Origin of the sequence: Ochrobactrum sp. S1502_03, from assembly GCF_044435015.1 — a bacterium.
Classification (GTDB): domain Bacteria; phylum Pseudomonadota; class Alphaproteobacteria; order Rhizobiales; family Rhizobiaceae; genus Brucella; species Brucella chromiisoli.
Genome location: NZ_JAYEXN010000007.1, coordinates 24,601 through 47,225, shown reverse-complemented (window position 1 = coordinate 47,225; position 22,625 = coordinate 24,601). Strand labels below are relative to the sequence as shown.

Here is a 22,625-nt window from a genome sequence, read left to right as displayed (position 1 = left end):
ATGATTGAACGCCGCGTGTTGTCTGACATGCGGCGTTTGCTTATTTGTAAGCCGACAGAGGTCGGCGATCCGGGAATGCGCACCGCTAAGAATATGCGTATGATGCCGCTTCCCGTTTTCTGATAGATCAAAGGCAGGATAAAATGGCCGACATCTACGACGTTATTATCATTGGATCGGGACCGGGCGGTTATGTCACGGCTATCCGCGCAGCGCAGCTTGGTCTTAAGACCGCGATTGTCGAGCGCGAACATCTGGGTGGAATTTGCCTCAACTGGGGTTGTATTCCAACCAAGGCGCTGTTGCGTTCGGCGGAAGTGCTGCATCTGGGTGAACATGCCAAGGATTACGGCCTCAAGCTTGAAGGCTCGATCAGCGCTGATGTGAATGCAGTTGTTGCGCGTTCGCGTGGCGTGTCGGCGCGTCTGAATGGTGGCGTTGCCTATCTGATGAAGAAGAACAAGATCGACGTGATCTGGGGCGAAGCCAAGCTCGTTAAGGGTGCTTCCGGCAACACGCCAGCAGAGATTTCGGTCGGTAAATCATCGAAGCAGCGGATGCAGCCGCAAAATCCGGTGCCAAAGGGCGTGCTGGGCGAGGGCAGCTACAAGGCCAAGCACGTGATTGTTGCAACCGGCGCACGTCCTCGTTCGCTGCCGGGCATTGAGCCGGATGGCAAGCTGATCTGGACCTATTTTGAAGCGATGGTGCCGCAGGCGCTGCCAAAGTCGATGGTGGTGATGGGGTCCGGTGCTATCGGCATTGAATTTGCATCTTTCTACAATGCCATGGGCGTTGATGTGACGGTTGTTGAATTGATGCCAAACATTATGCCAGTTGAAGATGTGGAAATTTCCACCTTCGCGCGCAAGCGTCTGGAAAAGCTTGGTCTCAAGATCATCACCGAAGCCAAAGTGACCAAGGTCGAGAAGGGCACGGATTCCGTGACCGCTCACATTGAAACCAAGGACGGCAAGGTTGAAAAGCTCACCGTTGATCGTCTGATTTCAGCTGTGGGCGTTCAGGGCAACATTGAAAATCTCGGTCTTGAAGCGCTTGGCGTGAAGACAGATCGTGGTTGCGTCGTCATTGATGGCTATGGCAAGACCAATGTCGAAGGCATTTACGCGATTGGTGACGTTGCCGGTCCTCCGATGCTCGCTCACAAGGCTGAGCATGAAGGTGTGATTTGCATTGAAAAGATTGCCGGCCTGCCGAATGTTCATTCGCTTGATAAGCTGATGATCCCGGGCTGCATCTATTGCAATCCGCAGGTTGCATCGGTTGGTCTGACGGAAGCCAAGGCCAAGGAACAGGGCTTTGACATTCGTGTCGGTCGTTATTCCTTCTCGGCAAATGGTAAGGCCATTGCGCTGGGTGAAGATCAGGGGCTGGTCAAGACGATTTTTGATAAGAAAACCGGGCAGCTGCTTGGCGCGCACATGGTTGGCGCGGAAGTGACCGAACTTATTCAGGGCTTTGTCGTTGCGATGAACCTTGAAACCACGGAAGAAGAGCTGATGCATTCGGTCTTCCCGCATCCAACCCTTTCTGAAATGATGAAAGAAAGCGTTCTGGATGCCTATGGGCGTGTGCTGAACGCATAACGAAGAGGTGGTCACATTCCGCTGATTGATAATGGAGGGCCATGGCGGCGCGCCGCATGGCCCATGATTAAATGGTGTACCGTTGGTGGTCTTGCGCTTGGCTTTGCTGTCGGGAGCTTGAGCCTGATCGGAGGAAACACCATATCGGTCAATGGAATGGCGATTGCTGGCTGGTACGGCGTCTGGACACTGGCCTTTGCACTCGGATTTGGCGGACTTCTGTTTGGCCTGATCTGGGCACTGGTGTTCAGAGCATTAGGAATGGCGGCGAGACGGTAAGCCGCAGTATATTGACGATGTCTCCGGGCGTGCCAAGTTGACAGGGTAGAAGCCAGAGATTACGAACCGGACCCAATTTAGAAGCGTTTCAGATTTGTGATAGCTTCGGATAGGCAGGAAACAGCATGGTTACAGTTCTCGACACGGTGAACCAGAGACGTCTTCGTCATCCGGAGAAGGCACATCGTCCGGACAATGAAATCCTGAAAAAGCCGGAATGGATCCGCGTTAAGGCTCCTGTTTCACGCGGTTATAATGAAACGCGTGAGATTGTTCGTTCGAACAAGCTTGTGACCGTTTGCGAAGAAGCCGGTTGCCCGAATATTGGCGAGTGCTGGGAAAAGAAGCACGCAACCTTTATGATTATGGGTGAAATCTGCACGCGCGCCTGTGCGTTCTGTAATGTTTCAACCGGCATTCCGAAGGCTCTCGATCCGAATGAGCCGGAAAGTGTAGCACGAGCCATCAAGCAGATGGGCCTTACCCACGTTGTGATCACTTCTGTTGATCGTGATGATCTGGCCGATGGTGGCGCGCAGCATTTTGCCGATGTCATTCGCGCGATCCGCGAGGCAACACCGAAGACCACGATTGAAATTCTCACACCTGACTTTCTTCGCAAGGAAGGCGCGCTTGAAATCGTGGTCAAGGCCCGCCCCGATGTGTTCAATCACAATCTGGAAACGGTTCCGTCGAAATATCTCAAGGTTCGTCCGGGCGCTCGTTATTTCCATTCGATCCGTCTGTTGCAGCGCGTGAAGGAACTCGATCCGACAATCTTCACAAAATCCGGGATCATGGTCGGTCTTGGCGAAGAGCGGAACGAAATCTTGCAGCTTATGGATGATCTTCGTTCGGCTGACGTGGATTTTATGACCATCGGTCAGTATCTGCAGCCAACCCGCAAGCACCATCCGGTGATCCGCTTCGTCACGCCAGACGAATTCAAGTCTTTTGAAACGATTGGCCGTACCAAGGGCTTCCTGCTGGTAGCGTCCAGCCCGCTGACGCGTTCATCACACCATGCCGGTGATGATTTCGCGAAGCTCAAGGCTGCGCGCGAAGCGCAGGTTGCAGTACAGGCTTAAATTCGCATGCCGCAATTCACCAACGTCAGACGCGTTCATCACAGGGCAGACGAAATGTTTGCCCTGGTTTCGGACGTGGAAAAATATCCGCAATTTTTGCCGATGTGTGAGGCTTTGTCCGTTCGTTCTCGTAAAGAGAAAGACGGCAAGACGCTTCTGATTGCCGATATGACGGTGGGCTATAAGCTGATCCGCGAGACGTTCACCAGCCAGGTGCTTTTGAAGCCTGAAGAAAACGTCATCGACGTGAAATATGTCGATGGTCCGTTCCGCTATCTCGACAATCGCTGGACTTTTAAACCGGTTGGGAACGGTTCGGAATGCGATGTCGAGTTCTTCATCGATTATGAGTTCAAAAGCCGCACGCTTGGGCTTTTGATGGGGTCAATGTTCGATCTGGCGTTCCGCAAGTTTTCGGAAGCCTTTGAGAAGCGCGCCGATGCGATTTACGCTTAAGAATTAAGCGCTTCTAAAACCAGTCCCAGCGCGGACAGCACTGTTTCGTGACGAATATCTTCGCGCGATTTTTCACCAAAGCGGCATTCTTTATGCAACGTGGCAAAGCCTTTGCGTGCGCTGGCAATATGCACGAGGCCGACTGGCTTTTCAGTTGATCCGCCGCCCGGACCGGCAATGCCTGTCACAGCAATGCTGATGCCTGCGCGGGAGTTGTGAAGCGCTCCTTCCGCCATGGCGATTGCCACTTCTTTTGAAACCGCGCCCAAACGATTGATCAATTCCATCGGAACGCCGATCATTTCATTCTTGGCTTCATTGGAATAGGTGACAAAGCCGCGATCCACCACATCGGACGAACCGGCAATATCGGTGAGTGCTGCCGCGATCAGCCCGCCGGTGCAGGATTCAGCTGTCGCAATCATAATGCCGTGTTTGCGACAAGCATTGAGTACGTCGGTGGCTTGAGCTTCCGCAATAAGCGTCATTCTGGCACCTCGCCGGGATAAATCACAGTTGCTGTTACAATAGCGGCAATGCCTTCGCCACGGCCAACAAAGCCCATCTTCTCGTTGGTGGTTGCTTTGACAGATACACGATCCTGCGAAATTCCAAGCATGTTGGCCATGGATTCCATCATTGCGGGGCGGTGGGGGCCGATCTTTGGTTCTTCTGCGATGATCGTCACATCGGCATTGGCAATGCGGCCACCCGCTTCACGCACGATCTTGACCGCATATTCAACGAAGATGTGCGATGCGGCACCTTTCCATTGCGGATCGGATGGCGGGAAGTGCGTGCCGATGTCGCCTGCGCCGCGTGTGGCAAGAAGCGCATCAGTCAGGGCATGCAGAGCCACATCGGCGTCCGAATGACCATTCAGTTTCCTGTTATGCGGAATGGCCACGCCGCAAAGCGTGACATGATCGCCGGGTTCAAAGCTGTGAACATCATAGCCATTGCCGGTGCGAATATCTGGAAATGAAGTCATACCTTGCCTCAAACGTTTATCGGCCATTTCAATATCTTTGGCCCATGTCAGTTTTGTATTGTCGGGGGAACCTTCAATGATGCGCACGGGCAGGCCAAAAGCCTCTGCAATGGATGCATCATCGGTAAAGTCTGAGCGGCCGCTAAGATATGCCTTTTCATGCGCATCAAGGATTGGCGCAAAAGGAAAAGCCTGCGGGGTTTGCGCGGAAAAAAGACCAGCTCGTGGAACTGTTGTTTTAACGGTTCCATCACTGGCCGATTGTTTCAGCGTGTCGGATACAGCAAGTGCTGGCAATACGCCTTCTGTTGGTGTCAGCGTGCCGAATATGCCTTCAAGAAAACTCTGGTTGATGAAGGGGCGCACACCATCGTGAATAAGCACATAGTGCGGTGCATCGTTTTTCAGTGCCAGCAATCCAAGCCGTGTTGATTCCTGTCGCGTTGGGCCGCCAATGACGACACGCACGTTTGAATAGTGCCCGGTGATGGCATTTTCATAGAGATTGCGATCATCGGCATGAATGACCACGATGATCTCCTCAATCGCAGAGCATTGCGCAAAAACCCGCAGTGTGCGCGAAAGCACGGCTTCGCCGCCGATGCGCCGATATTGTTTCGGCCCTTCGATGCTTTGTCCTGCCCGTTCGCCGCGTCCTGCGGCTACGATCACTGCTGCTGCCCGTGAAATCTCGCTCGCCTCTGCCAAAAGATTCATCTCGTTCAATGCCGAATAATGCCTTGCGCAAATAATTGCCACACCGCAATGGATTTATCCGCATGAGCATGCGCTTTTCCTTGCGTTCAACACGTCAAATGATTAAAGTGTGTGCTAATTGCATCATGCACACCAAATGAGCATATCTTGATCACTCCTCTCGGTCAGCCTTTAAGCATAGGCAATGTGGTTGTTCCAAACCGCATATTTCTGGCGCCTATGTCCGGCGTTTCTGATCTTCCATTTCGAAAACGTGCCGCCGAAGCCGGTGCGGGAATGGTTGTTTCGGAAATGGTTGCAAGCGCTGAACTCTGCAATCGTCATAAGGAAAGCCTGTTGCGTCTCTCCGGTGAGGGGCTTGGCACGCATGTGGTGCAGCTTGCTGGTCGTGAAGCGCATTGGATGGGCGAGGCAGCCAAGATCGCTGAAGGCGAGGGCGCTGATATTATCGACATCAATATGGGGTGCCCTGCCAAAAAGGTAACGGGTGGCTATTCCGGTTCTGCGCTGATGCGCGATCTGGACCATGCGATGACCTTGGTTGAGGCAACCGTGAATGCTGTGAAAGTGCCGGTTACGCTCAAAATGCGTCTTGGCTGGGACGAAAACAGCATCAATGCGCCGGAACTTGCAAAGCGCGCCGAGGATGCGGGCGTTATGATGGTGACAGTGCATGGGCGTACGCGCTGCCAGTTCTATGAAGGCAAAGCCGACTGGGATGCCATTCATGCGGTGCGCGATGTCGTGAAGATCCCACTGGTTGCCAATGGCGATGTGTCATCATTGGAAGATGCGGAAGAATTGCAGCGCCGTTCGGGTGCTGATGCGGTGATGATCGGGCGTGCGTCTTATGGCCAGCCATGGCTTGCGGGATTGATTGCGGGCAGCGACTTTGCACCGCGATCAGATCAAGAGATTCTTTCTTATATTATAAGACATTACGAAGATATGCTCGACCATTATGGCAGCAAGACCGGCATTCGCCATTCAAGAAAACATCTTGGTTGGTATCTGGAACCTCATGCGGGTGAAGCATTCTCTCACGCAGATAAGGCTGAAATCATGACGCTCACTGATCCTCAAGCGGTTATCGCGGCGCTTTCCCGCGTTTTTCTGCATGAAGCAGACAGAAAGGTCGCATGATGGGTGGTCGAGGAGACATGAACGGTATTCCAGCAATCATTCTGGATGCGATCAATCAGCCTGTGATTATGGTCGGTGCCGACAATCATATTGTCTATGCGAATATGGATGCGGAACAGTTTTTCCGCTCAGGCTCTTCCATTTTGGCGCGCAATCGTCTCGAATCCTTTTTGCCTTTCGGGAGCCCTTTGCTGGCTCTGGTGGATCAGGTGCGCACAGCGCAAGTGCCGGTCAATGAATATCGCGTCGATATTTCATCGCCCAAACTGGGTGCCGAACGTATTGTCGATCTTTATGTTGCGCCGGTTATCGAAACGCCGGGGGCAGTGGTTATTCTGTTTAAAGAAAAGACCATGGCGGAGAAAATCGACCGCCAGATGACCCATCGGGGCGCTGCACGGTCGGTGACAGGCCTTGCTTCCATGCTGGCGCACGAGATCAAGAATCCACTTTCTGGCATTCGTGGCGCAGCGCAATTGCTTGAACAGGTTGTTGGCGATGAAGATCGCCCGCTGGCTCGACTGATTACCGACGAAACGGATCGTATTGTGAAGCTTGTCGATCGCATGGAAGTGTTTTCCGACGAACGTCCAATCGAACGCACGGCGGTCAATATTTATTCGGTGCTGGACCATGTGAAGACATTGGCGCGCAACGGTTTTGCGCGGCATATCCGTTTTATTGAGGAATATGACCCGTCATTGCCGCCAGTTTACGCCAATCGCGACCAGCTGGTGCAGGTATTTCTCAATTTGGTGAAAAATGCTGCGGAGGCACTGGGTGATAGCGAAGGTGCGGAAATTACGCTCTCGACAGCGTATCGTCCGGGGATTCGCCTGCAAGTGCCGGGTGCGAGTGATCGGGTGGCTTTGCCCCTGGAGTTCTGCGTGCAGGATAATGGTCCGGGCGTGCCAGAGGATATGCTGCCGCATCTGTTTGATCCGTTTGTGACGACCAAGACCAATGGATCGGGGCTTGGATTGGCGCTGGTTGCCAAAATCATTGGCGATCATGGCGGGGTGATTGAATGCGACAGCCATCCATCGCGCACCACATTCCGTATTCTTATGCCGCAGTGGAAAAGTTCTGCCGATAATATGTCTGCAAAGACAGGAGACAAAGCATGATAGCCGGACGTCCGACAGGAACGATACTCGTCGCAGACGACGATGCTGCAATTCGTACAGTGCTAAATCAGGCATTGTCGCGCGCAGGTTTTGATGTTCGGGTTACGTCCAATGCGGCCTCGCTCTGGCGCTGGGTCGCGGCTGGCGATGGCGATCTGGTGATTACAGACGTCAATATGCCGGATGAAAATGCCTTTGATCTGTTGCCGCGCATCAAGAAAATGCGCCCTGATCTGCCGATTGTGGTGATGAGCGCGCAGAATACATTTATGACTGCGATCCGCGCTTCGGAAGCGGGGGCGTATGAATATCTGCCAAAGCCTTTCGATCTGACGGAACTGATCAATATTGTTGGGCGCGCGCTTTCCGAGCCAAAGCATAAGCCTGTTGCGGTTGTTCCTGATGAGCAGTCGGAACATATGCCACTGGTCGGTCGCTCGCCTGCAATGCAGGAAATCTATCGCGTCTTGGCGCGCATGATGCAGACAGATCTCACCATGATGGTGACAGGTGAGTCGGGTACGGGCAAGGAACTGGTAGCGCGCGCGCTTCATGAATATGGTCGCCGTCGCAAAGGGCCATTTGTGGCTATTAATATGGCTGCAATTCCGCGCGATCTGATCGAATCTGAACTGTTTGGCCATGAAAAAGGTGCCTTTACCGGGGCGCAAAACCGCTCCAGCGGTCGTTTTGAGCAGGCCAATGGCGGCACACTGTTTCTTGACGAAATTGGCGACATGCCGATGGAAGCGCAGACGCGTCTGCTACGCGTGCTACAGCAGGGCGAATATATGACGGTTGGTGGCCGCACACCGATCAAGACCGATGTGCGGATCGTGGCTGCAACCAACAAGGATTTGCGCCAGCTCATCGCGCAGGGGCTTTTCCGTGAAGATCTCTATTATCGTCTGAATGTTGTGCCTTTGCGCCTGCCACCACTTCGTGAGCGCAGCGAAGATGTGCCCGATCTCGTGCGCCATTTCTTTAAGCGGGCAGCGGAAGAAGGGTTGCCAGAAAAGCGTATCACCGCGGCAGGCTTTGATATGATGCGCCGTTATCCTTGGCCGGGTAATGTGCGTGAGCTCGAAAACCTGGTGCGCAGGCTCGCCGCGCTTTATCCGCAGGATGAAATATCTCCCGAAATCATTGAAGCCGAGCTTAAGTCTGAGCTTGCCAAGCCGGATGCCCCGGCAGTTGTTTCGGGTGATCTGGAAAACATAACCATCTCGCAGGTGGTGGAGCAGAATATGCAACGCTACTTCGCATCATTTGGTGCGGATCTGCCGCCGCCAGGGCTTTATCATCGTGTGCTTGCCGAACTGGAATACCCGCTGATTCTTGCATGTCTTACGGCAACGCGCGGCAACCAGATCAAAGCGGCTGAGATTCTCGGGCTTAATCGCAATACGTTGCGCAAGAAAATCAGAGAACTTGGCGTCAACATCTATCGCGGCGCCAAGCAATAAGCCGCCGTTGGTGAACGCACGATAATTTCGCGAAATTTGATCAGTGCGCCTTTTGATCTGATTTATCAGATCGGCGCTCTTGTTTGGTGTTTGTGCATTATCCAGCATAAGGCCGCGTCGCAGTTTTGCTGGAAATGCTATTAACCTGTAAACAATCGTTGCATTTTCGCCACAATGCGTTGCATAGATGCAACGCTATTGGGTAACATGGTTAACATGAACACAGCGAATCTGACCACGGAAATGGACAAAGCGGAGCAATCATCGCGTAGCGGTGAGGGGCGCAGACTTCTTGCGCTGCCTGGTATCATCACCGTTGTCCTGGCGCTGATCACAGCGTCTATTTCTTTTGCCATCCTGATCGGCATTACGCCAATCACGCCGGATCGTGCAGTGACGCTTGCGCTGGTGATTGTTAATGTTGCGCTGATTGTATTTCTCATCCTGCTGATTTGCCGAGAAATCTACCGGATCATCTCGGCACGCAGGTTGGGAAAAGCCGCTTCAAGACTTCACGTCCGTATTGTGGCGCTGTTCTCGTTGATTGCGGCAATTCCCGCAATTGTGGTGGCAATTGTTGCATCGGTCACACTCAATCTCGGTCTCGACCGCTGGTTTGATACCAATACGCGTGACATTGTCAGTTCGTCGCAGAGTCTGACGACGGCCTATATTCGTGAAACGGCGCTCAACCTGCAAAGCACATCATTTTCAATGTTGCAGGAACTGGATGCGCAACGCACACTCTATAGTCTCGATAGAGGTGGTTTCATTCGATATATGACCCTGCAAGCGGGTGGCCGGGGGCTGCTGGGTGCGTTTTTGGTGCGTGAAGATGGGGATGTCGTTGTTAAAAGCGAGACTGGTGTTGAAGCACGCCTTCCAGCACCAACCGAAGATGCTTTGAAGACGGCTGTAGACGGCAAGCCGGTGATCATCCCTCCGGGCAACAGTAATTTTGTTGGCGCAGTTATCAAAATGCGCGAGATTCCAGATCTTTACCTTTATACGGTGCGCTCGGTTGATCAGCAGATTCTTGAAGCCATGCGCCTGATGGAAGCGAACACTGCGCGCTATCAGGAGATGGATGCCAACCGCATTCCAACGCAGATCGCTTTTGCGCTGCTTTATTTCGGTCTGACGCTCATTGTTCTGTTGTCAGCGATATGGACTGGTATTGCTGTTGCCGACCGTCTTGTTCGCCCGATCCGGTTGTTGATCGGTGCTGCTGACGATGTGGCTGCCGGCAATCTTGATAGCTCTGTGCCCGTGCGTTCTTCAGACGGTGACGTTGGCGCGCTGTCTGGCACGTTCAACAACATGGTTGCTGAACTCAAAAGCCAGCGCAATGAACTCTTGTCTGCCAAAGATCAGATTGATGAGCGCCGTCGCTTCTCGGAAGCTGTGCTTTCTGGTGTGACAGCGGGCGTTATCGGCATTGAGTCGGATGGCTCGATTTCTATCCTCAACCGCTCTGCCGAGCATATGTTTGGTGTCAGCTCAGAGGATGCCATCGGCAAGAGCCTGAGTAGCATCGCGCCCGAAATCGGGCAGGCCTTTGAAGTTGCGCGCACAACGGGGCGTACGGTTCATCGTGAGCAGGTCAGTATGACCCGTAACGGTGTTGCACGCACCTATAATGTGCAGGTGACGGTTGAAGATGCAGATTCCGACGATCATTCCTATGTCGTGACCGTCGATGACATTACGGATCTTGTTCAGGCGCAGCGGTCTTCTGCATGGGCAGACGTCGCACGTCGAATTGCCCATGAGATCAAAAATCCGCTCACCCCGATCCAGCTTTCGGCAGAACGTATTCGCCGTCGCTATGGTAAGGTGATTGTCGAAGATCGTGAAGTCTTTGATCAGTGTACGGATACGATCATTCGGCAGGTCGGTGATATTGGTCGCATGGTGGATGAGTTCTCGTCTTTTGCGCGGATGCCGAAGCCTGAAATGAAGGCCATGGACATGCGCGAGGCTTTGCGCGAGGCATCATTCCTTATCGAGGTAAGCCGTCAGGACATAAAATTCACCAATGACTATGGTTCTGAAAAGCTGATTGGTTCTTTTGATAGCCGATTGATTGGCCAAGCATTCGGCAATGTTATCAAGAATGCCAGCGAGGCAATTGACGCCGTGCCAAAGGAAGAGCGCGGTGAGGGGCATATCCTCGTTCGCTCGAAAAAGGCGGATGGACAGCTCATCGTTGATGTCATCGACAATGGCAAAGGTTTGCCGCGTGATGATCGTCAGAAGCTTTTGGAGCCTTATATGACAACGCGAGAGAAAGGCACCGGCCTCGGTCTCGCTATTGTTCGCAAGATCGTGGAAGACCACGGCGGACATCTGGAATTGCATGATGCGCCAGCAGATTTTTACGAAGGTCGTGGCGCAATGATACGGATGATTTTCCCTGAAGTTTCCACTGGTTCGTCCGGTTCGGAAGAGGGAAGTCATGGAAACGAGATAATTGGACAGGTGATCTAATATGGCAGCCGATATTCTTGTAGTTGATGACGAAGCGGATATTCGGGAACTCGTTGCCGGTATTCTGAGCGATGAAGGTCATGAAACCCGCACGGCCTTTGATGCTGATAGTGCGCTTGCGGCAATTGATGATCGTGTGCCGCGACTGGTGTTTCTGGATATCTGGTTGCAGGGAAGCCGTCTCGACGGGCTTGCGCTGCTTGATGAAATCAAGAAGCAACACCCTGATCTGCCTGTTGTGATGATTTCCGGTCACGGCAATATTGAAACGGCTGTGTCGGCGATCCGTCGCGGCGCTTATGACTTTATCGAAAAGCCGTTCAAGGCCGACCGTCTTATTCTGGTTGCCGAACGTGCACTCGAAACATCGAAGCTGAAGCGCGAAGTTTCCAGCCTGCGTAAGCGTAGCGGCAACAGCATGGAGCTCATTGGCGCGTCGCTTGCGATCAACCAGTTGCGTCAGACCATTGAGCGCGTTGCGCCAACCAATAGCCGCATCATGATTACCGGCCCTTCGGGCGCAGGGAAAGAACTTGCTGCGCGCGCTATTCATGCGCAATCGAGTCGCGCCAATGGCCCGTTCGTGACCGTTAATGCTGCAACCATTACGCCGGAACGTATGGAAATTGAGCTTTTCGGCACCGAAATGGACGGTGGTGAGCGTAAGGTCGGTGCGCTGGAAGAAGCGCATGGCGGTATTCTCTATCTCGATGAAATCGCGGATATGCCGCGTGAAACGCAAAATAAGATTTTGCGTGTTCTTGTCGATCAGCAGTTTGAGCGTGTTGGCGGAACCAAGCGCGTGAAGGTTGATGTTCGTATCATTTCCTCCACAGCACAGAACCTTGAAGGCATGATTGCTGAAGGTACATTCCGCGAAGACCTGTTTCATCGTCTCTCTGTGGTGCCCGTACATGTTCCGCCCCTCGCGTCGCGTCGAGAGGATATTCCTTCTCTGGTCGAATATTTCATGACGCAGATTGCGGAACAGGCAGGCATCAAACCGCGCAAGATCGGCTCTGATGCGATGGCTGTTTTGCAGGCGCATAGCTGGCCGGGTAATATTCGTCAGTTACGCAACAATGTTGAACGTCTGATGATTTTGGCGCGTGGCGATGATCCGGAAGCGCCTATTACAGCCGATCTTCTGCCTGCGGAAATTGGTGATACGCTGCCACGCGCGCCAACAGAATCCGATCAGCACATTATGGCTTTGCCCTTGCGGGAAGCGCGCGAGCGTTTCGAGAAGGAATATCTTATTGCGCAGATCAATCGCTTTGGCGGCAATATTTCACGCACGGCGGAATTTGTTGGCATGGAGCGCTCGGCATTGCATCGCAAGCTCAAGTCGCTTGGCGTATAACGGTAAACAGGCGGGGCTATCATGCGGGTAATCGTGTGCGGAGCGGGGCAGGTCGGCTATGGTATTGCTGAACGTCTTGCTGCTGAAGAAAATGACGTCTCGGTTATCGATACGTCTGCGCGCCACATTGAGATTGTGCGCGATACGCTGGATGTGCGTGGCTTTGTTGGTCATGGCTCACAGCCGGATGTTCTTGCCGCAGCCGGTGCCAATGAAGCCGATATGATCATTGCGGTAACATTATCTGACGAAGTCAACATGGTGGCTTGTCAGGTGGCGCATTCGGTTTTCAACGTGCCAACCAAGATCGCTCGTATTCGTGCGCAATCCTATCTCAAGGCTGAGTATCAGGATCTGTTTTTGCGCGAAAACCTGCCGATCGATGTGATTATCTCGCCGGAGCTTGAAGTTGGTGAAGTGGTTCTGCGGCGTATTGCCTTGCAGGGCGCGACTGACGTGCTGCGATTCGCGGATGATAAGATCATCGGTCTTGCAATAGAATGCCTAGAAGAATGTCCAGTTATCAATACGCCGCTCAAACAGTTATCAGACCTGTTTCCTGATCTGGCTGCGACTGTGGTTGGTGTTGTGCGCAATGGCAGTCTGTTCATTCCCCGTTCGACCGATCAGCTTCACGCCGGTGATCTGGCCTATGTTGTCACAACGCGCGAGCAGGTGCGCAGAACGCTCTCTTTGTTTGGGCATGAAAAGCCGGAAGCACATCGGATTGTCATTGCCGGGGGTGGCAATATCGGTCTTTATGTTGCCAAGGCCATTGAAGAGCGTAAATGGCAGACACGCATCAAGATGATCGAAAGTGAGCATGAGCGTGCCTTTACGATTGCTGATCAGCTTAGCCGTACAATGGTTTTGCATGGCAGCGCGCTCGATCAGGCGCTTTTGCAGGAAGCTGATATTGAGGATGCCGATCTGTTCGTGGCACTGACCAATCAGGATCAGGTCAATATTCTTTCCAGCATTATGGCGAAGCGCCTCGGTTGCAAGGCGAATATGGCGCTGATCAACACGGTTGCCTATCAGGACTTCACCCACATGGTGGGGATAGATGCCTATATCAATCCCAAGGCGGTGACGGTATCAAAGATATTGCAGCATGTGCGACGCGGGCGCATCCGTGCGGTTTATAGTGTCTATCGTGATATGGCCGAAATTATCGAAGCAGAAGCACTTGAGACGTCTTCGCTGGTAGGTAGCCCTCTTCGTGATCTTGATTTACCTGAGGGGCTGCGTATCGGGGCGATCTATCGCGATGGGCTGGTTATTCAACCGAATGGTGACGTCCGCATAAAGCCTAAAGACCGCGTTGTGATTTTTGCCTCTGCTGATGCTATCAAGCATGTTGAGCAAATGTTCCGTGTTAGTCTTGAATTCTTCTGATTTAGGCTCCAATAGATGCCTAAATTTATTGGCCGGTGGCTTTAATGGATATTTGTACGTTCTGGTATGGGCCGCGTCTGCGCGATGTCGATCGCATCTGTCTCGCATCAATGGTGATGACTGGCCAGCGTGTGAAACTGTTTTCATATGCGCCGATTGAGAATGTACCCGTAGGCGTCGAGCTGCATGATGCCAGCAAAATTCTACCTGAGGTGGTGTTTAAGCGACTTGATCCGGGCTATCCGAGTTTACGAAGCCGAACGACTATCGTTCAGTTCAGCGATATTTTTCGCATCATGCTGATGAAGCATAAGCAGGGTGTGTGGCTCGATACGGATGTGTATCTGCTCAAGCAGTTTCATCCTGATCCATCGAAACCCTATCTCGCTCGCGAGAATCGTTTCCGCGTTGGAGTTTCTGCGCTTTACCTGCCGCATGATCATCCGATTATCCGTGAATTCGAAGCCTATGTGGCGGCAAGCTATCCATTACCGCGCTGGCTTGGATTGCGGCGTGGGAAGTTGCGGCCATTATACTATCGTCTCATTGGTAAGGACGTAACGCCTGCCGCCATCGGGATTACGATTTTCGGAAATGACGGCATATCACGGCTAGCACGCAAATACGGTATCTTCAGAAACGCCGCTCCTCAGGAGAATTTCTATTATTGGGTGGGCAAGGAAGCGACGCGGATTTACGATCCGGCTTATGGGCTGGAACCCACGAAACACCCTGATTTCATTGGATTTCACATTCACAAGAAGCATAAAGAAGTTGTCTCAATGCAACCGGGAAGCTTCTATATGTGGGCGATTGATCGCGTGAAGCCATTGCTGGGTGGTCCGCTTTCAGATCATCCGAAATAGGGGCTGCTTATTCGTACCTGCAAGGATTTGCATATCAGGTTTTAAATTTGGCGGTTGCGCAAAGATTCCCATCCTGTTAACCGAAGCTTAAGAGCGAAGCAGTTGTCTTTCCACAGCAATTGCGATTAGTGACTGGTTTAGCGCGATCCGGGAGCTTGATTTATATTTGCGCGCATGTTCGTCTGGCATTTAGCGAACTGACTGCTGATCGATTAAAGGAATAAAAACAATGGCTGAACGATCGCAAAATCTTCAAGACCTTTTTCTCAATTCTGTACGCAAGCAGAAAATTTCACTGACCATCTTCCTTATCAATGGCGTGAAACTCACGGGTATCGTGACGTCTTTTGACAATTTCTGCGTATTGCTGCGCCGCGATGGACACTCGCAGCTTGTCTATAAGCATGCAATCTCGACCATCATGCCAAGCCAGCCTGTGCAGATGTTCGAAGGCGAAGAAGCCTGACGCATATCAGTTCAATATTGGTCAGTTTTATGCTGACCAATATTATGCCGGGGCGTCTTCTATTTGAAACCGCTAATACGGATACCTATCTGTATGGATAGTTATTTTCCGTATCCCGGAGTAAGTATATTTGTCGAAATTCAAGGATAAGAACGTTTCGCCTGCCGATGAAAATAAGGGATTTGGTTTGTCTGAACCAGAGCCGACCAGAGCAGCGGTTATCGTTCCCATATTACCCGAACGACACACAACAAGCACGGCAAGTGACGAAGGTGAGCGACCACAGTTTCAGCGCTCCAATGAAGCACGGCTGGAGGAAGCCGTCGGTCTTGCACGTGCGATTAATCTCGAAATAGCCCATGCCGAGAGTGTGATCGTCAATCAACCGCGTCCTGCGACCCTTCTGGGGACGGGTAAGGTTGAGGCAATCGCCGAAATCATTGAAGAGAAGTCGATCGGACTTGTCATTGTCGATCATGCTTTGACGCCGGTGCAGCAGCGCAATCTTGAAAAAGAGTGGAACGTCAAGGTTATCGACCGGACCGGCCTTATCCTTGAAATCTTCGGTGAGAGAGCACGCACCAAGGAAGGTGCGTTGCAAGTCGAACTTGCGCATCTGAACTATCAGAAGGGCCGTCTGGTCAGAAGCTGGACCCACCTTGAGCGTCAGCGCGGTGGTGGCGGCTTCCTTGGCGGTCCGGGTGAAACGCAGATCGAAGCCGACAGGCGTATGCTTCAGGATAAGATTCTGAAGATCAAGCGCGAGCTTGAGACGGTTGTGCGTACACGGACGCTGCATCGGCAGAAGCGTCGCAAGGTTCCGCATCCGGTGGTGGCGCTCGTTGGCTATACCAATGCGGGCAAATCAACGCTGTTCAACCGTATGACCGGCGCTGACGTGCTGGCCGAAGATATGCTGTTTGCTACGCTCGACCCGACATTGCGTCGCATTCGTTTGCCGCACGGTGAGACGGTTATCCTGTCCGATACAGTCGGTTTTATTTCAAATCTTCCGCACCATCTCGTTGCCGCATTCCGGGCAACGCTTGAAGAGGTTGTCGAGGCTGATCTGATCCTGCATGTGCGTGACATTTCCGATCCCGACAATGCAGCACAGGCTGAGGACGTTGAAAGTATTCTCGCCGGGCTCGATGTCGAGCCGCATGATCATAAGCGCGTGATCCAGATCTGGAACAAGATCGATAATCTGGATGAAGCGGGTCGTGAGGCAGCACTTCGCTTGGCTGCCGCCGGCAGCGAGGAGGGGCGTCCGATCCCGCTTTCAGCGTGGACGGGGGAAGGCGTTGACAGGTTGCTTTCCTTGATTGAGACCCGCATTGCAGGGGCGCTTGGAACTGTCGATGTTGTGCTTTCTCCATCCGAGCTTCGCATTCTTGACTGGATTTACCAGCATGGCAGCGATGTAAAGCGCGAAGATCTGGAAGATGGCTCTGTTCGTATTCAGGCCCGCCTTACAGAAACAGCACGAAAAATGCTGGATGAGAAACGCGGCATTAAGCCTGTCCCTCAGGATTCGGACTGGGATTGATCGGCATCTTGCGGAACAGGGTTGCAAAGCCCTATGTATGGAACATCCATACGATTCATATTCGTCATACACTATCCAGAGGCCCATAATGAGAGATCCTATTGAAACCGTCATGAACCTCGTGCCGATGGTTGTCGAGCAGACCAACCGTGGCGAGCGGGCCTATGATATCTTTTCGCGCTTGTTGAAAGAACGCATCATCTTCGTCAACGGTCCCGTCGAAGATGGAATGTCGATGCTGATCTGTGCGCAGTTGCTGTTTCTTGAATCGGAAAATCCGAAGAAAGAAATCAACATGTACATCAATTCGCCCGGCGGTGTTGTGACCTCCGGCATGGCGATTTATGACACGATGCAGTTCATCAAGCCGCCAGTGTCCACGCTTTGTATGGGGCAGGCAGCCTCTATGGGCTCGCTGTTGCTGACAGCTGGTGCCACCGGCCAGCGTTATGCGCTTCCAAATGCCCGTATCATGGTTCACCAGCCATCGGGTGGTTTCCAGGGGCAGGCGTCTGATATTGAGCGCCATGCGCAGGACATCATCAAGATGAAGCGTCGCCTCAACGAAACTTACGTCAAGCATACTGGTCGTGATTATGAGACGATCGAACGCACGCTTGACCGTGATCACTTTATGACAGCGCAGGAAGCTCTGGAATTTGGTTTGATCGATAAAGTGATCGAATCGCGCGAAGTGAGCGCCGAAGAAACCAAGTAATTTGGGGAGGCAGATAGTCTGCCTCTTCGTATTTTAGCGCGCTTTGCCACAAAAGGGGCTTATTTCGTGGTCCTACGTGAAGGATAACGCATGGTGTTAAGCATCTGTTGGGGTTCAGGGCGCTAAAATTGATCAGATTGTGCCGAATCTCTATGGGGAACATGATTTTTCATTTGTTCCCCGCCTGAGGTTCTGCAAAAGTCTCCATCAAAGGCTTACTCGGTCGGAAAGCCTGCGGTGACTGGGATCCAAAATGACAAGCAGTGCGTAAAAGCTGCTGATGGAGCCTGAAGGGAGCGGCGTTTTGCTTACCCTCATGGATCCGAACCGGAAAAAACGATCGAAATGAACACGCGATGAGGTTGTTGTTCGTTTCGGTTTATTGAAAGGAAACTGCAATGAGCAAAGTCAGCAACAGCGGCGGCGATTCAAAGAATACGCTTTATTGCTCTTTCTGTGGCAAAAGCCAGCATGAAGTTCGTAAGCTGATTGCAGGCCCGACCGTATTTATTTGTGACGAGTGCGTCGAACTTTGCATGGACATCATCCGCGAGGAAAATAAAACCTCAATGGTGAAGTCGCGTGAAGGCGTGCCTACGCCACAGGAAATCAAGGACGTTCTTGACGATTACGTCATCGGCCAGAAAGACGCCAAGCGTGTTCTCTCGGTTGCGGTACACAATCACTACAAGCGTCTTGCACATCAGAGCAAGAGCAACGACATCGAGCTTGCGAAGTCGAACATTCTGTTGGTCGGCCCAACGGGTTGCGGCAAGACCTACCTTGCCCAGACACTCGCACGCATCATTGATGTACCGTTTACCATGGCGGATGCAACGACGCTGACAGAAGCCGGTTATGTCGGTGAGGATGTTGAAAACATTATCCTGAAGCTGCTTCAGTCGGCCGATTATAATGTTGAACGCGCGCAGCGCGGCATTGTTTATATCGATGAAGTCGACAAAATCAGCCGCAAGTCTGATAATCCTTCGATCACCCGTGATGTATCGGGCGAAGGTGTTCAGCAAGCGCTTTTGAAGATCATGGAAGGCACTGTTGCTTCTGTTCCACCGCAGGGTGGTCGCAAGCATCCACAGCAGGAATTCCTGCAGGTGGACACGACAAATATTTTGTTCATCTGTGGCGGTGCTTTTGCCGGTCTCGACAAAATCATCTCGGCGCGCGGTGAGAAGACTTCGATTGGCTTTAGCGCAACTGTGAAGTCGGTTGACGACCGCCGCATTGGTGATGTGTTTAAAGAGCTGGAACCGGAAGATCTGCTGAAGTTCGGTCTTATTCCGGAGTTCGTTGGTCGTTTGCCGGTAATCGCGACACTGGAAGATCTGGATGTTGATGCACTGGTACAGATCCTGACCGAGCCGAAGAATGCGCTCGTGAAGCAGTATCAGCGGCTGTTCGACATGGAAAATGTTGAACTGAGCTTCCACGACGATGCTTTGCGCGCAATTGCCAATAAGGCTGTTGAACGCAAGACCGGTGCACGTGGTCTGCGCTCGATCATGGAAAAGATCCTGCTCGACACCATGTTTGAGCTTCCAACGCTGGAAGGCGTGCAGGAAGTGGTCATTTCCGGTGATGTTGTGGATGGAAGCGCTCGTCCGCTTTATATCTACGCTGAGCGTCAGGAAGAAAAGGGCAATGCGTCGGCTTGACGATTTGCCGGACTTTTGGAAAAAAGGCCGCGCAAGCGGCCTTTTTTTGTTTATCTCCTGGCAAATGCTGAATACTGGAAAAGCTTGTTATTGTACAAATCTCCGTGACAGCGCAGGATAAATGACGATTCTATGAAAGCTGCCCTGGAATCAGCTTGAATTTGGGAGTTCGACACTCCAATTATGGACCGAAGCACTGGTCATGGACTGCCTCATTATGAAAGGGGCCATAACCAGTGGCAATCGGGTCGAATGACCTGAGAAAGGACTTACAATGACGGGTATTGAACAGAAGACTCCTTTGGGTGGTTCTGGAGCGAATGGTGAAGACGGGCTGTATGCCGTCCTGCCGTTGCGCGATATCGTAGTTTTCCCGCATATGATCGTTCCGCTGTTTGTTGGACGCGAAAAGTCGATCAAGGCACTTGAAGAGGTGATGGGCGTTGATAAGCAGATTTTGCTTGCAACGCAGAAGAATGCGGCGGACGACGATCCGGCACCGGATGCAATTTATGAGATCGGCACGATCGCCAATGTGCTGCAGCTTCTCAAGCTGCCAGACGGTACCGTTAAGGTTCTCGTCGAAGGCACCGCGCGCGCCAAGGTTTCCAAGTTTACCGATCGTGAGGATTATCACGAAGCTTACGCAACTGCTCTGCCTGAGCCGGAAGAAGACGCTGTTGAGGTTGAGGCTCTGGCCCGTTCAGTGGTTTCCGATTTCGAAAACTACGTGAAGCTGAACAAGAAGATTTCGCCGGAAGTGGTTGGCGCTGCAAGCCAGATCGACGACTATTCCAAGCTCGCTGATACGGTTGCTTCGCATCTCGCAATCAAGATTCCTGAAAAGCAGGAAATGCTGTCGATTCTCTCGGTGCGTGAGCGTCTTGAGAAGGCGCTTGCCTTCATGGAATCTGAAATTTCTGTTCTTCAGGTTGAAAAGCGCATCCGTGGCCGCGTCAAGCGCCAGATGGAAAAGACCCAGCGCGAATATTACCTCAACGAGCAGATGAAGGCGATCCAGAAGGAGCTTGGTGATGGCGAGGACGGCCGCGATGAAGCGGCTGAACTCGAAGAACGTATCAACAAGACCAAGCTTTCCAAGGAAGCGCGCGAAAAGGCACAGGCTGAGCTGAAGAAGCTGCGCAGCATGAGTCCGATGTCAGCGGAAGCGACTGTTGTTCGCAACTATCTCGACTGGCTGCTGTCTATTCCTTGGGGCAAGAAGTCCAAAGTCAAGCAGGACCTGAACTTTGCCGAGGAAGTGCTTGATGACGAGCATTTCGGTCTCGACAAGGTCAAGGAGCGCATTGTCGAATATCTGGCCGTGCAGGCTCGCTCGACCAAAATCAAAGGCCCGATCCTCTGCCTCGTTGGACCTCCCGGCGTTGGTAAGACTTCGCTTGCCCGTTCGATTGCCAAGGCAACCGGTCGTGAATATGTCCGTATGTCGCTTGGTGGCGTGCGTGACGAGGCTGAAATCCGTGGTCACCGCCGCACTTACATCGGTTCGATGCCCGGCAAGGTCATCCAGTCGATGAAGAAGGCGAAGAAGTCCAACCCGCTCTTCCTGCTCGATGAAATCGACAAGATGGGCCAGGATTTCCGTGGTGATCCATCTTCGGCAATGCTTGAGGTGCTGGACCCGGAACAGAACTCAACCTTCATGGATCACTACCTTGAGGTTGAATATGATCTGTCGAACGTCATGTTCGTGACGACTGCCAATACGCTGAACATTCCGGGTCCGCTTCTGGACCGTATGGAAGTCATCCGTATTGCCGGTTACACCGAAGATGAAAAGCTCGAGATTGCCAAGCGGCACCTGCTGCCAAAGGCCATCAAGGATCATGCGCTGCAGCCGAAGGAGTTTTCGGTCACAGACGATGCGCTGCGCAACGTTATCCGTCTTTACACGCGTGAAGCCGGTGTTCGTAGCCTTGAACGTGAAATGATGACCTTGGCGCGTAAGGCCGTGACTGAGATTCTCAAATCGAAGAAGAAGTCGGTGAAGATCACCGACAAGAATCTCTCCGATTATCTCGGTGTCGAGCGTTTCCGATATGGTCAGGCCGAAGGCGAAGATCAGGTTGGCGTTGTCACAGGTCTTGCATGGACTGAAGTGGGCGGCGAATTGCTGACCATCGAAGGCGTCATGATGCCCGGTAAGGGCCGCATGACCGTTACGGGTAACCTCCGTGATGTGATGAAGGAATCGATTTCTGCGGCGGCATCGTATGTTCGCTCGCGCGCAGTTGATTTCGGCATTGAGCCTCCGCTGTTCGACAAGCGTGACATCCACGTGCACGTGCCGGAAGGCGCAACGCCTAAGGATGGTCCATCGGCTGGTATCGCTATGGTTACGGCAATCGTCTCTGTTCTGACCGGTATTCCGGTTCGCAAGGACATTGCAATGACTGGCGAAGTGACGCTGCGTGGCCGTGTGCTGCCTATTGGTGGGTTGAAGGAAAAGCTGCTTGCTGCATTGCGTGGCGGCATCAAGAAGGTTCTGATCCCGGAAGAAAACGCCAAGGATCTGGCGGATATTCCGGACAATGTGAAGAATAATCTTGAGATCGTTCCAGTGTCGCGAGTCGGCGAAGTGCTGAAACATGCACTGGTTCGGGAGCCGCAGCCGATCGAATGGACAGAGCCAGAAACGCCTGTCGCATCCGCTCCGGTGGACGACGAAGCAGGTGTTTCGACAGCACATTAATCATTGTCTGTGCCTAATAAGCTAACAATGCCGGGCTAAAAGCCCGGCATTTCTGTGTTTAACCCCGGGTTTCCGGGGTTTTTTCGTGTTGACAGGCTTGGTTTGTCAACCGATTTGAATAAACTGCACGCAATCCGGTCGCGTTATTCGTTCCGGTAGATAAAGAAAGGAAATGCCTATGAACAAGAACGAATTGGTCGCCGCAGTAGCGGAAAAGGGCGGTTTGACTAAAGCCGACGCAGGAACTGCCGTTGACGCAGTTCTCGCAGCTGTAACCGGTGCACTCAAGGCTGGCGAAGAAGTACGTCTGCCTGGCTTCGGCGTTTTCTCCGTATCGCATCGCGCAGCGTCGACTGGCCGCAACCCTTCGACTGGTATGGAAGTTGCTATTCCTGCCCGCAACGTGCCGAAGTTCTCGGCTGGTAAGGGCCTGAAGGATGCCGTTAACGGCTAATCCAGTAAACTGACGCGGCATGATCGCGCTCAGTTATACGAGAAGGCCCGGTTTAACCGGG

19 protein-coding genes are annotated in these 22,625 nt (G+C 52.5%); 17 read left to right on the top strand and 2 right to left on the bottom strand.

What is annotated here, in order from left to right; translation table 11 throughout:
- Window positions 1-143 precede the first annotated feature (143 nt).
- From lpdA to VBH83_RS07415, 4 genes are all read left to right on the top strand, one after another.
- Window positions 144-1,607, top strand: coding sequence for a dihydrolipoyl dehydrogenase (gene lpdA, locus VBH83_RS07430; protein WP_396997006.1), 1,464 nt, complete (start codon window positions 144-146; stop codon window positions 1,605-1,607).
- Between the two features lie 63 nt (window positions 1,608-1,670).
- The gene (locus VBH83_RS07425) at window positions 1,671-1,886 is read left to right on the top strand and encodes a hypothetical protein (RefSeq protein ID WP_265984752.1); all 216 of its coding nucleotides are present in this window, start codon (window positions 1,671-1,673) and stop codon (window positions 1,884-1,886) included.
- 125 nt (window positions 1,887-2,011) lie between these two features.
- On the top strand, window positions 2,012-2,974 hold the full coding sequence (gene lipA / locus VBH83_RS07420) for a lipoyl synthase (RefSeq protein WP_265984639.1): 963 nt from the start codon (window positions 2,012-2,014) through the stop codon (window positions 2,972-2,974).
- 6 nt (window positions 2,975-2,980) lie between these two features.
- Window positions 2,981-3,430, top strand: a complete 450-nt coding sequence (locus VBH83_RS07415) for a type II toxin-antitoxin system RatA family toxin (RefSeq protein ID WP_265984640.1) — start codon at window positions 2,981-2,983, stop codon at window positions 3,428-3,430.
- Here the strand turns inward: VBH83_RS07415 and VBH83_RS07410 are convergent.
- Both VBH83_RS07410 and VBH83_RS07405 read right to left on the bottom strand, forming a co-directional pair.
- A complete protein-coding gene (locus VBH83_RS07410) occupies window positions 3,427-3,918 on the bottom strand; it encodes a CinA family protein (protein WP_265984641.1) in 492 nt (163 codons plus the stop codon). The genes VBH83_RS07415 and VBH83_RS07410 overlap by 4 nt on opposite strands.
- On the bottom strand, window positions 3,915-5,138 hold the full coding sequence (locus tag VBH83_RS07405) for a bifunctional 2-C-methyl-D-erythritol 4-phosphate cytidylyltransferase/2-C-methyl-D-erythritol 2,4-cyclodiphosphate synthase (protein WP_265984642.1): 1,224 nt from the start codon (window positions 5,136-5,138) through the stop codon (window positions 3,915-3,917). Before VBH83_RS07405 ends, VBH83_RS07410 begins: the two co-directional genes overlap by 4 nt.
- Before the next feature lie 150 nt (window positions 5,139-5,288).
- On the opposite strand from VBH83_RS07405, the gene dusB reads away from it, so the two are divergent.
- The 13 genes from dusB (at window position 5,289) to VBH83_RS07340 (ending at window position 22,564) form a co-directional block, all read left to right on the top strand.
- Complete coding sequence (gene dusB / locus VBH83_RS07400) at window positions 5,289-6,281, top strand: tRNA dihydrouridine synthase DusB (protein WP_265984742.1); 993 nt, start codon at window positions 5,289-5,291, stop codon at window positions 6,279-6,281.
- Window positions 6,281-7,408, top strand: coding sequence for a nitrogen regulation protein NR(II) (locus VBH83_RS07395; RefSeq protein WP_265984743.1), 1,128 nt, complete (start codon window positions 6,281-6,283; stop codon window positions 7,406-7,408). The genes dusB and VBH83_RS07395 overlap by 1 nt, the downstream gene beginning before the upstream one ends.
- Window positions 7,405-8,874, top strand: a complete 1,470-nt coding sequence (gene ntrC, locus VBH83_RS07390) for a nitrogen regulation protein NR(I) (protein WP_265984643.1) — start codon at window positions 7,405-7,407, stop codon at window positions 8,872-8,874. Before VBH83_RS07395 ends, ntrC begins: the two co-directional genes overlap by 4 nt.
- A gap of 174 nt (window positions 8,875-9,048) precedes the next feature.
- Window positions 9,049-11,364 carry a PAS domain-containing sensor histidine kinase gene (locus VBH83_RS07385; protein WP_265984644.1) on the top strand — a complete coding sequence of 772 codons (2,316 nt, stop codon included), beginning with the start codon at window positions 9,049-9,051 and terminating at the stop codon, window positions 11,362-11,364.
- A gap of 1 nt (window position 11,365) precedes the next feature.
- Window positions 11,366-12,727: a sigma-54 dependent transcriptional regulator gene (locus VBH83_RS07380; protein ID WP_265984645.1), complete on the top strand. Its 1,362-nt coding sequence runs from the start codon at window positions 11,366-11,368 to the stop codon at window positions 12,725-12,727.
- A gap of 21 nt (window positions 12,728-12,748) precedes the next feature.
- Window positions 12,749-14,125: a Trk system potassium transporter TrkA gene (gene trkA / locus VBH83_RS07375; protein ID WP_265984646.1), complete on the top strand. Its 1,377-nt coding sequence runs from the start codon at window positions 12,749-12,751 to the stop codon at window positions 14,123-14,125.
- 44 nt (window positions 14,126-14,169) lie between these two features.
- Window positions 14,170-14,991, top strand: coding sequence for a glycosyltransferase (locus VBH83_RS07370; protein ID WP_265984647.1), 822 nt, complete (start codon window positions 14,170-14,172; stop codon window positions 14,989-14,991).
- 229 nt (window positions 14,992-15,220) lie between these two features.
- A complete protein-coding gene (hfq, locus tag VBH83_RS07365; protein WP_002964239.1) occupies window positions 15,221-15,457 on the top strand; it encodes an RNA chaperone Hfq in 237 nt (78 codons plus the stop codon).
- A 130-nt stretch (window positions 15,458-15,587) separates the two neighbouring features.
- Complete coding sequence (gene hflX / locus VBH83_RS07360; protein ID WP_265984648.1) at window positions 15,588-17,006, top strand: GTPase HflX; 1,419 nt, start codon at window positions 15,588-15,590, stop codon at window positions 17,004-17,006.
- 88 nt (window positions 17,007-17,094) lie between these two features.
- The gene (gene clpP / locus VBH83_RS07355; RefSeq protein WP_265984649.1) at window positions 17,095-17,724 is read left to right on the top strand and encodes an ATP-dependent Clp endopeptidase proteolytic subunit ClpP; all 630 of its coding nucleotides are present in this window, start codon (window positions 17,095-17,097) and stop codon (window positions 17,722-17,724) included.
- A 398-nt stretch (window positions 17,725-18,122) separates the two neighbouring features.
- Window positions 18,123-19,397 (top strand): ATP-dependent Clp protease ATP-binding subunit ClpX, encoded by a 1,275-nt coding sequence (gene clpX / locus VBH83_RS07350; RefSeq protein ID WP_265984650.1) that lies wholly within the window; start codon window positions 18,123-18,125, stop codon window positions 19,395-19,397.
- 274 nt (window positions 19,398-19,671) lie between these two features.
- Window positions 19,672-22,110 carry an endopeptidase La gene (gene lon / locus VBH83_RS07345; RefSeq protein ID WP_265984651.1) on the top strand — a complete coding sequence of 813 codons (2,439 nt, stop codon included), beginning with the start codon at window positions 19,672-19,674 and terminating at the stop codon, window positions 22,108-22,110.
- Window positions 22,111-22,288: 178 nt separating this feature from the next.
- Window positions 22,289-22,564, top strand: coding sequence for an HU family DNA-binding protein (locus VBH83_RS07340; protein ID WP_007875106.1), 276 nt, complete (start codon window positions 22,289-22,291; stop codon window positions 22,562-22,564).
- The last annotated feature ends 61 nt before the right edge of the window (window positions 22,565-22,625 follow it).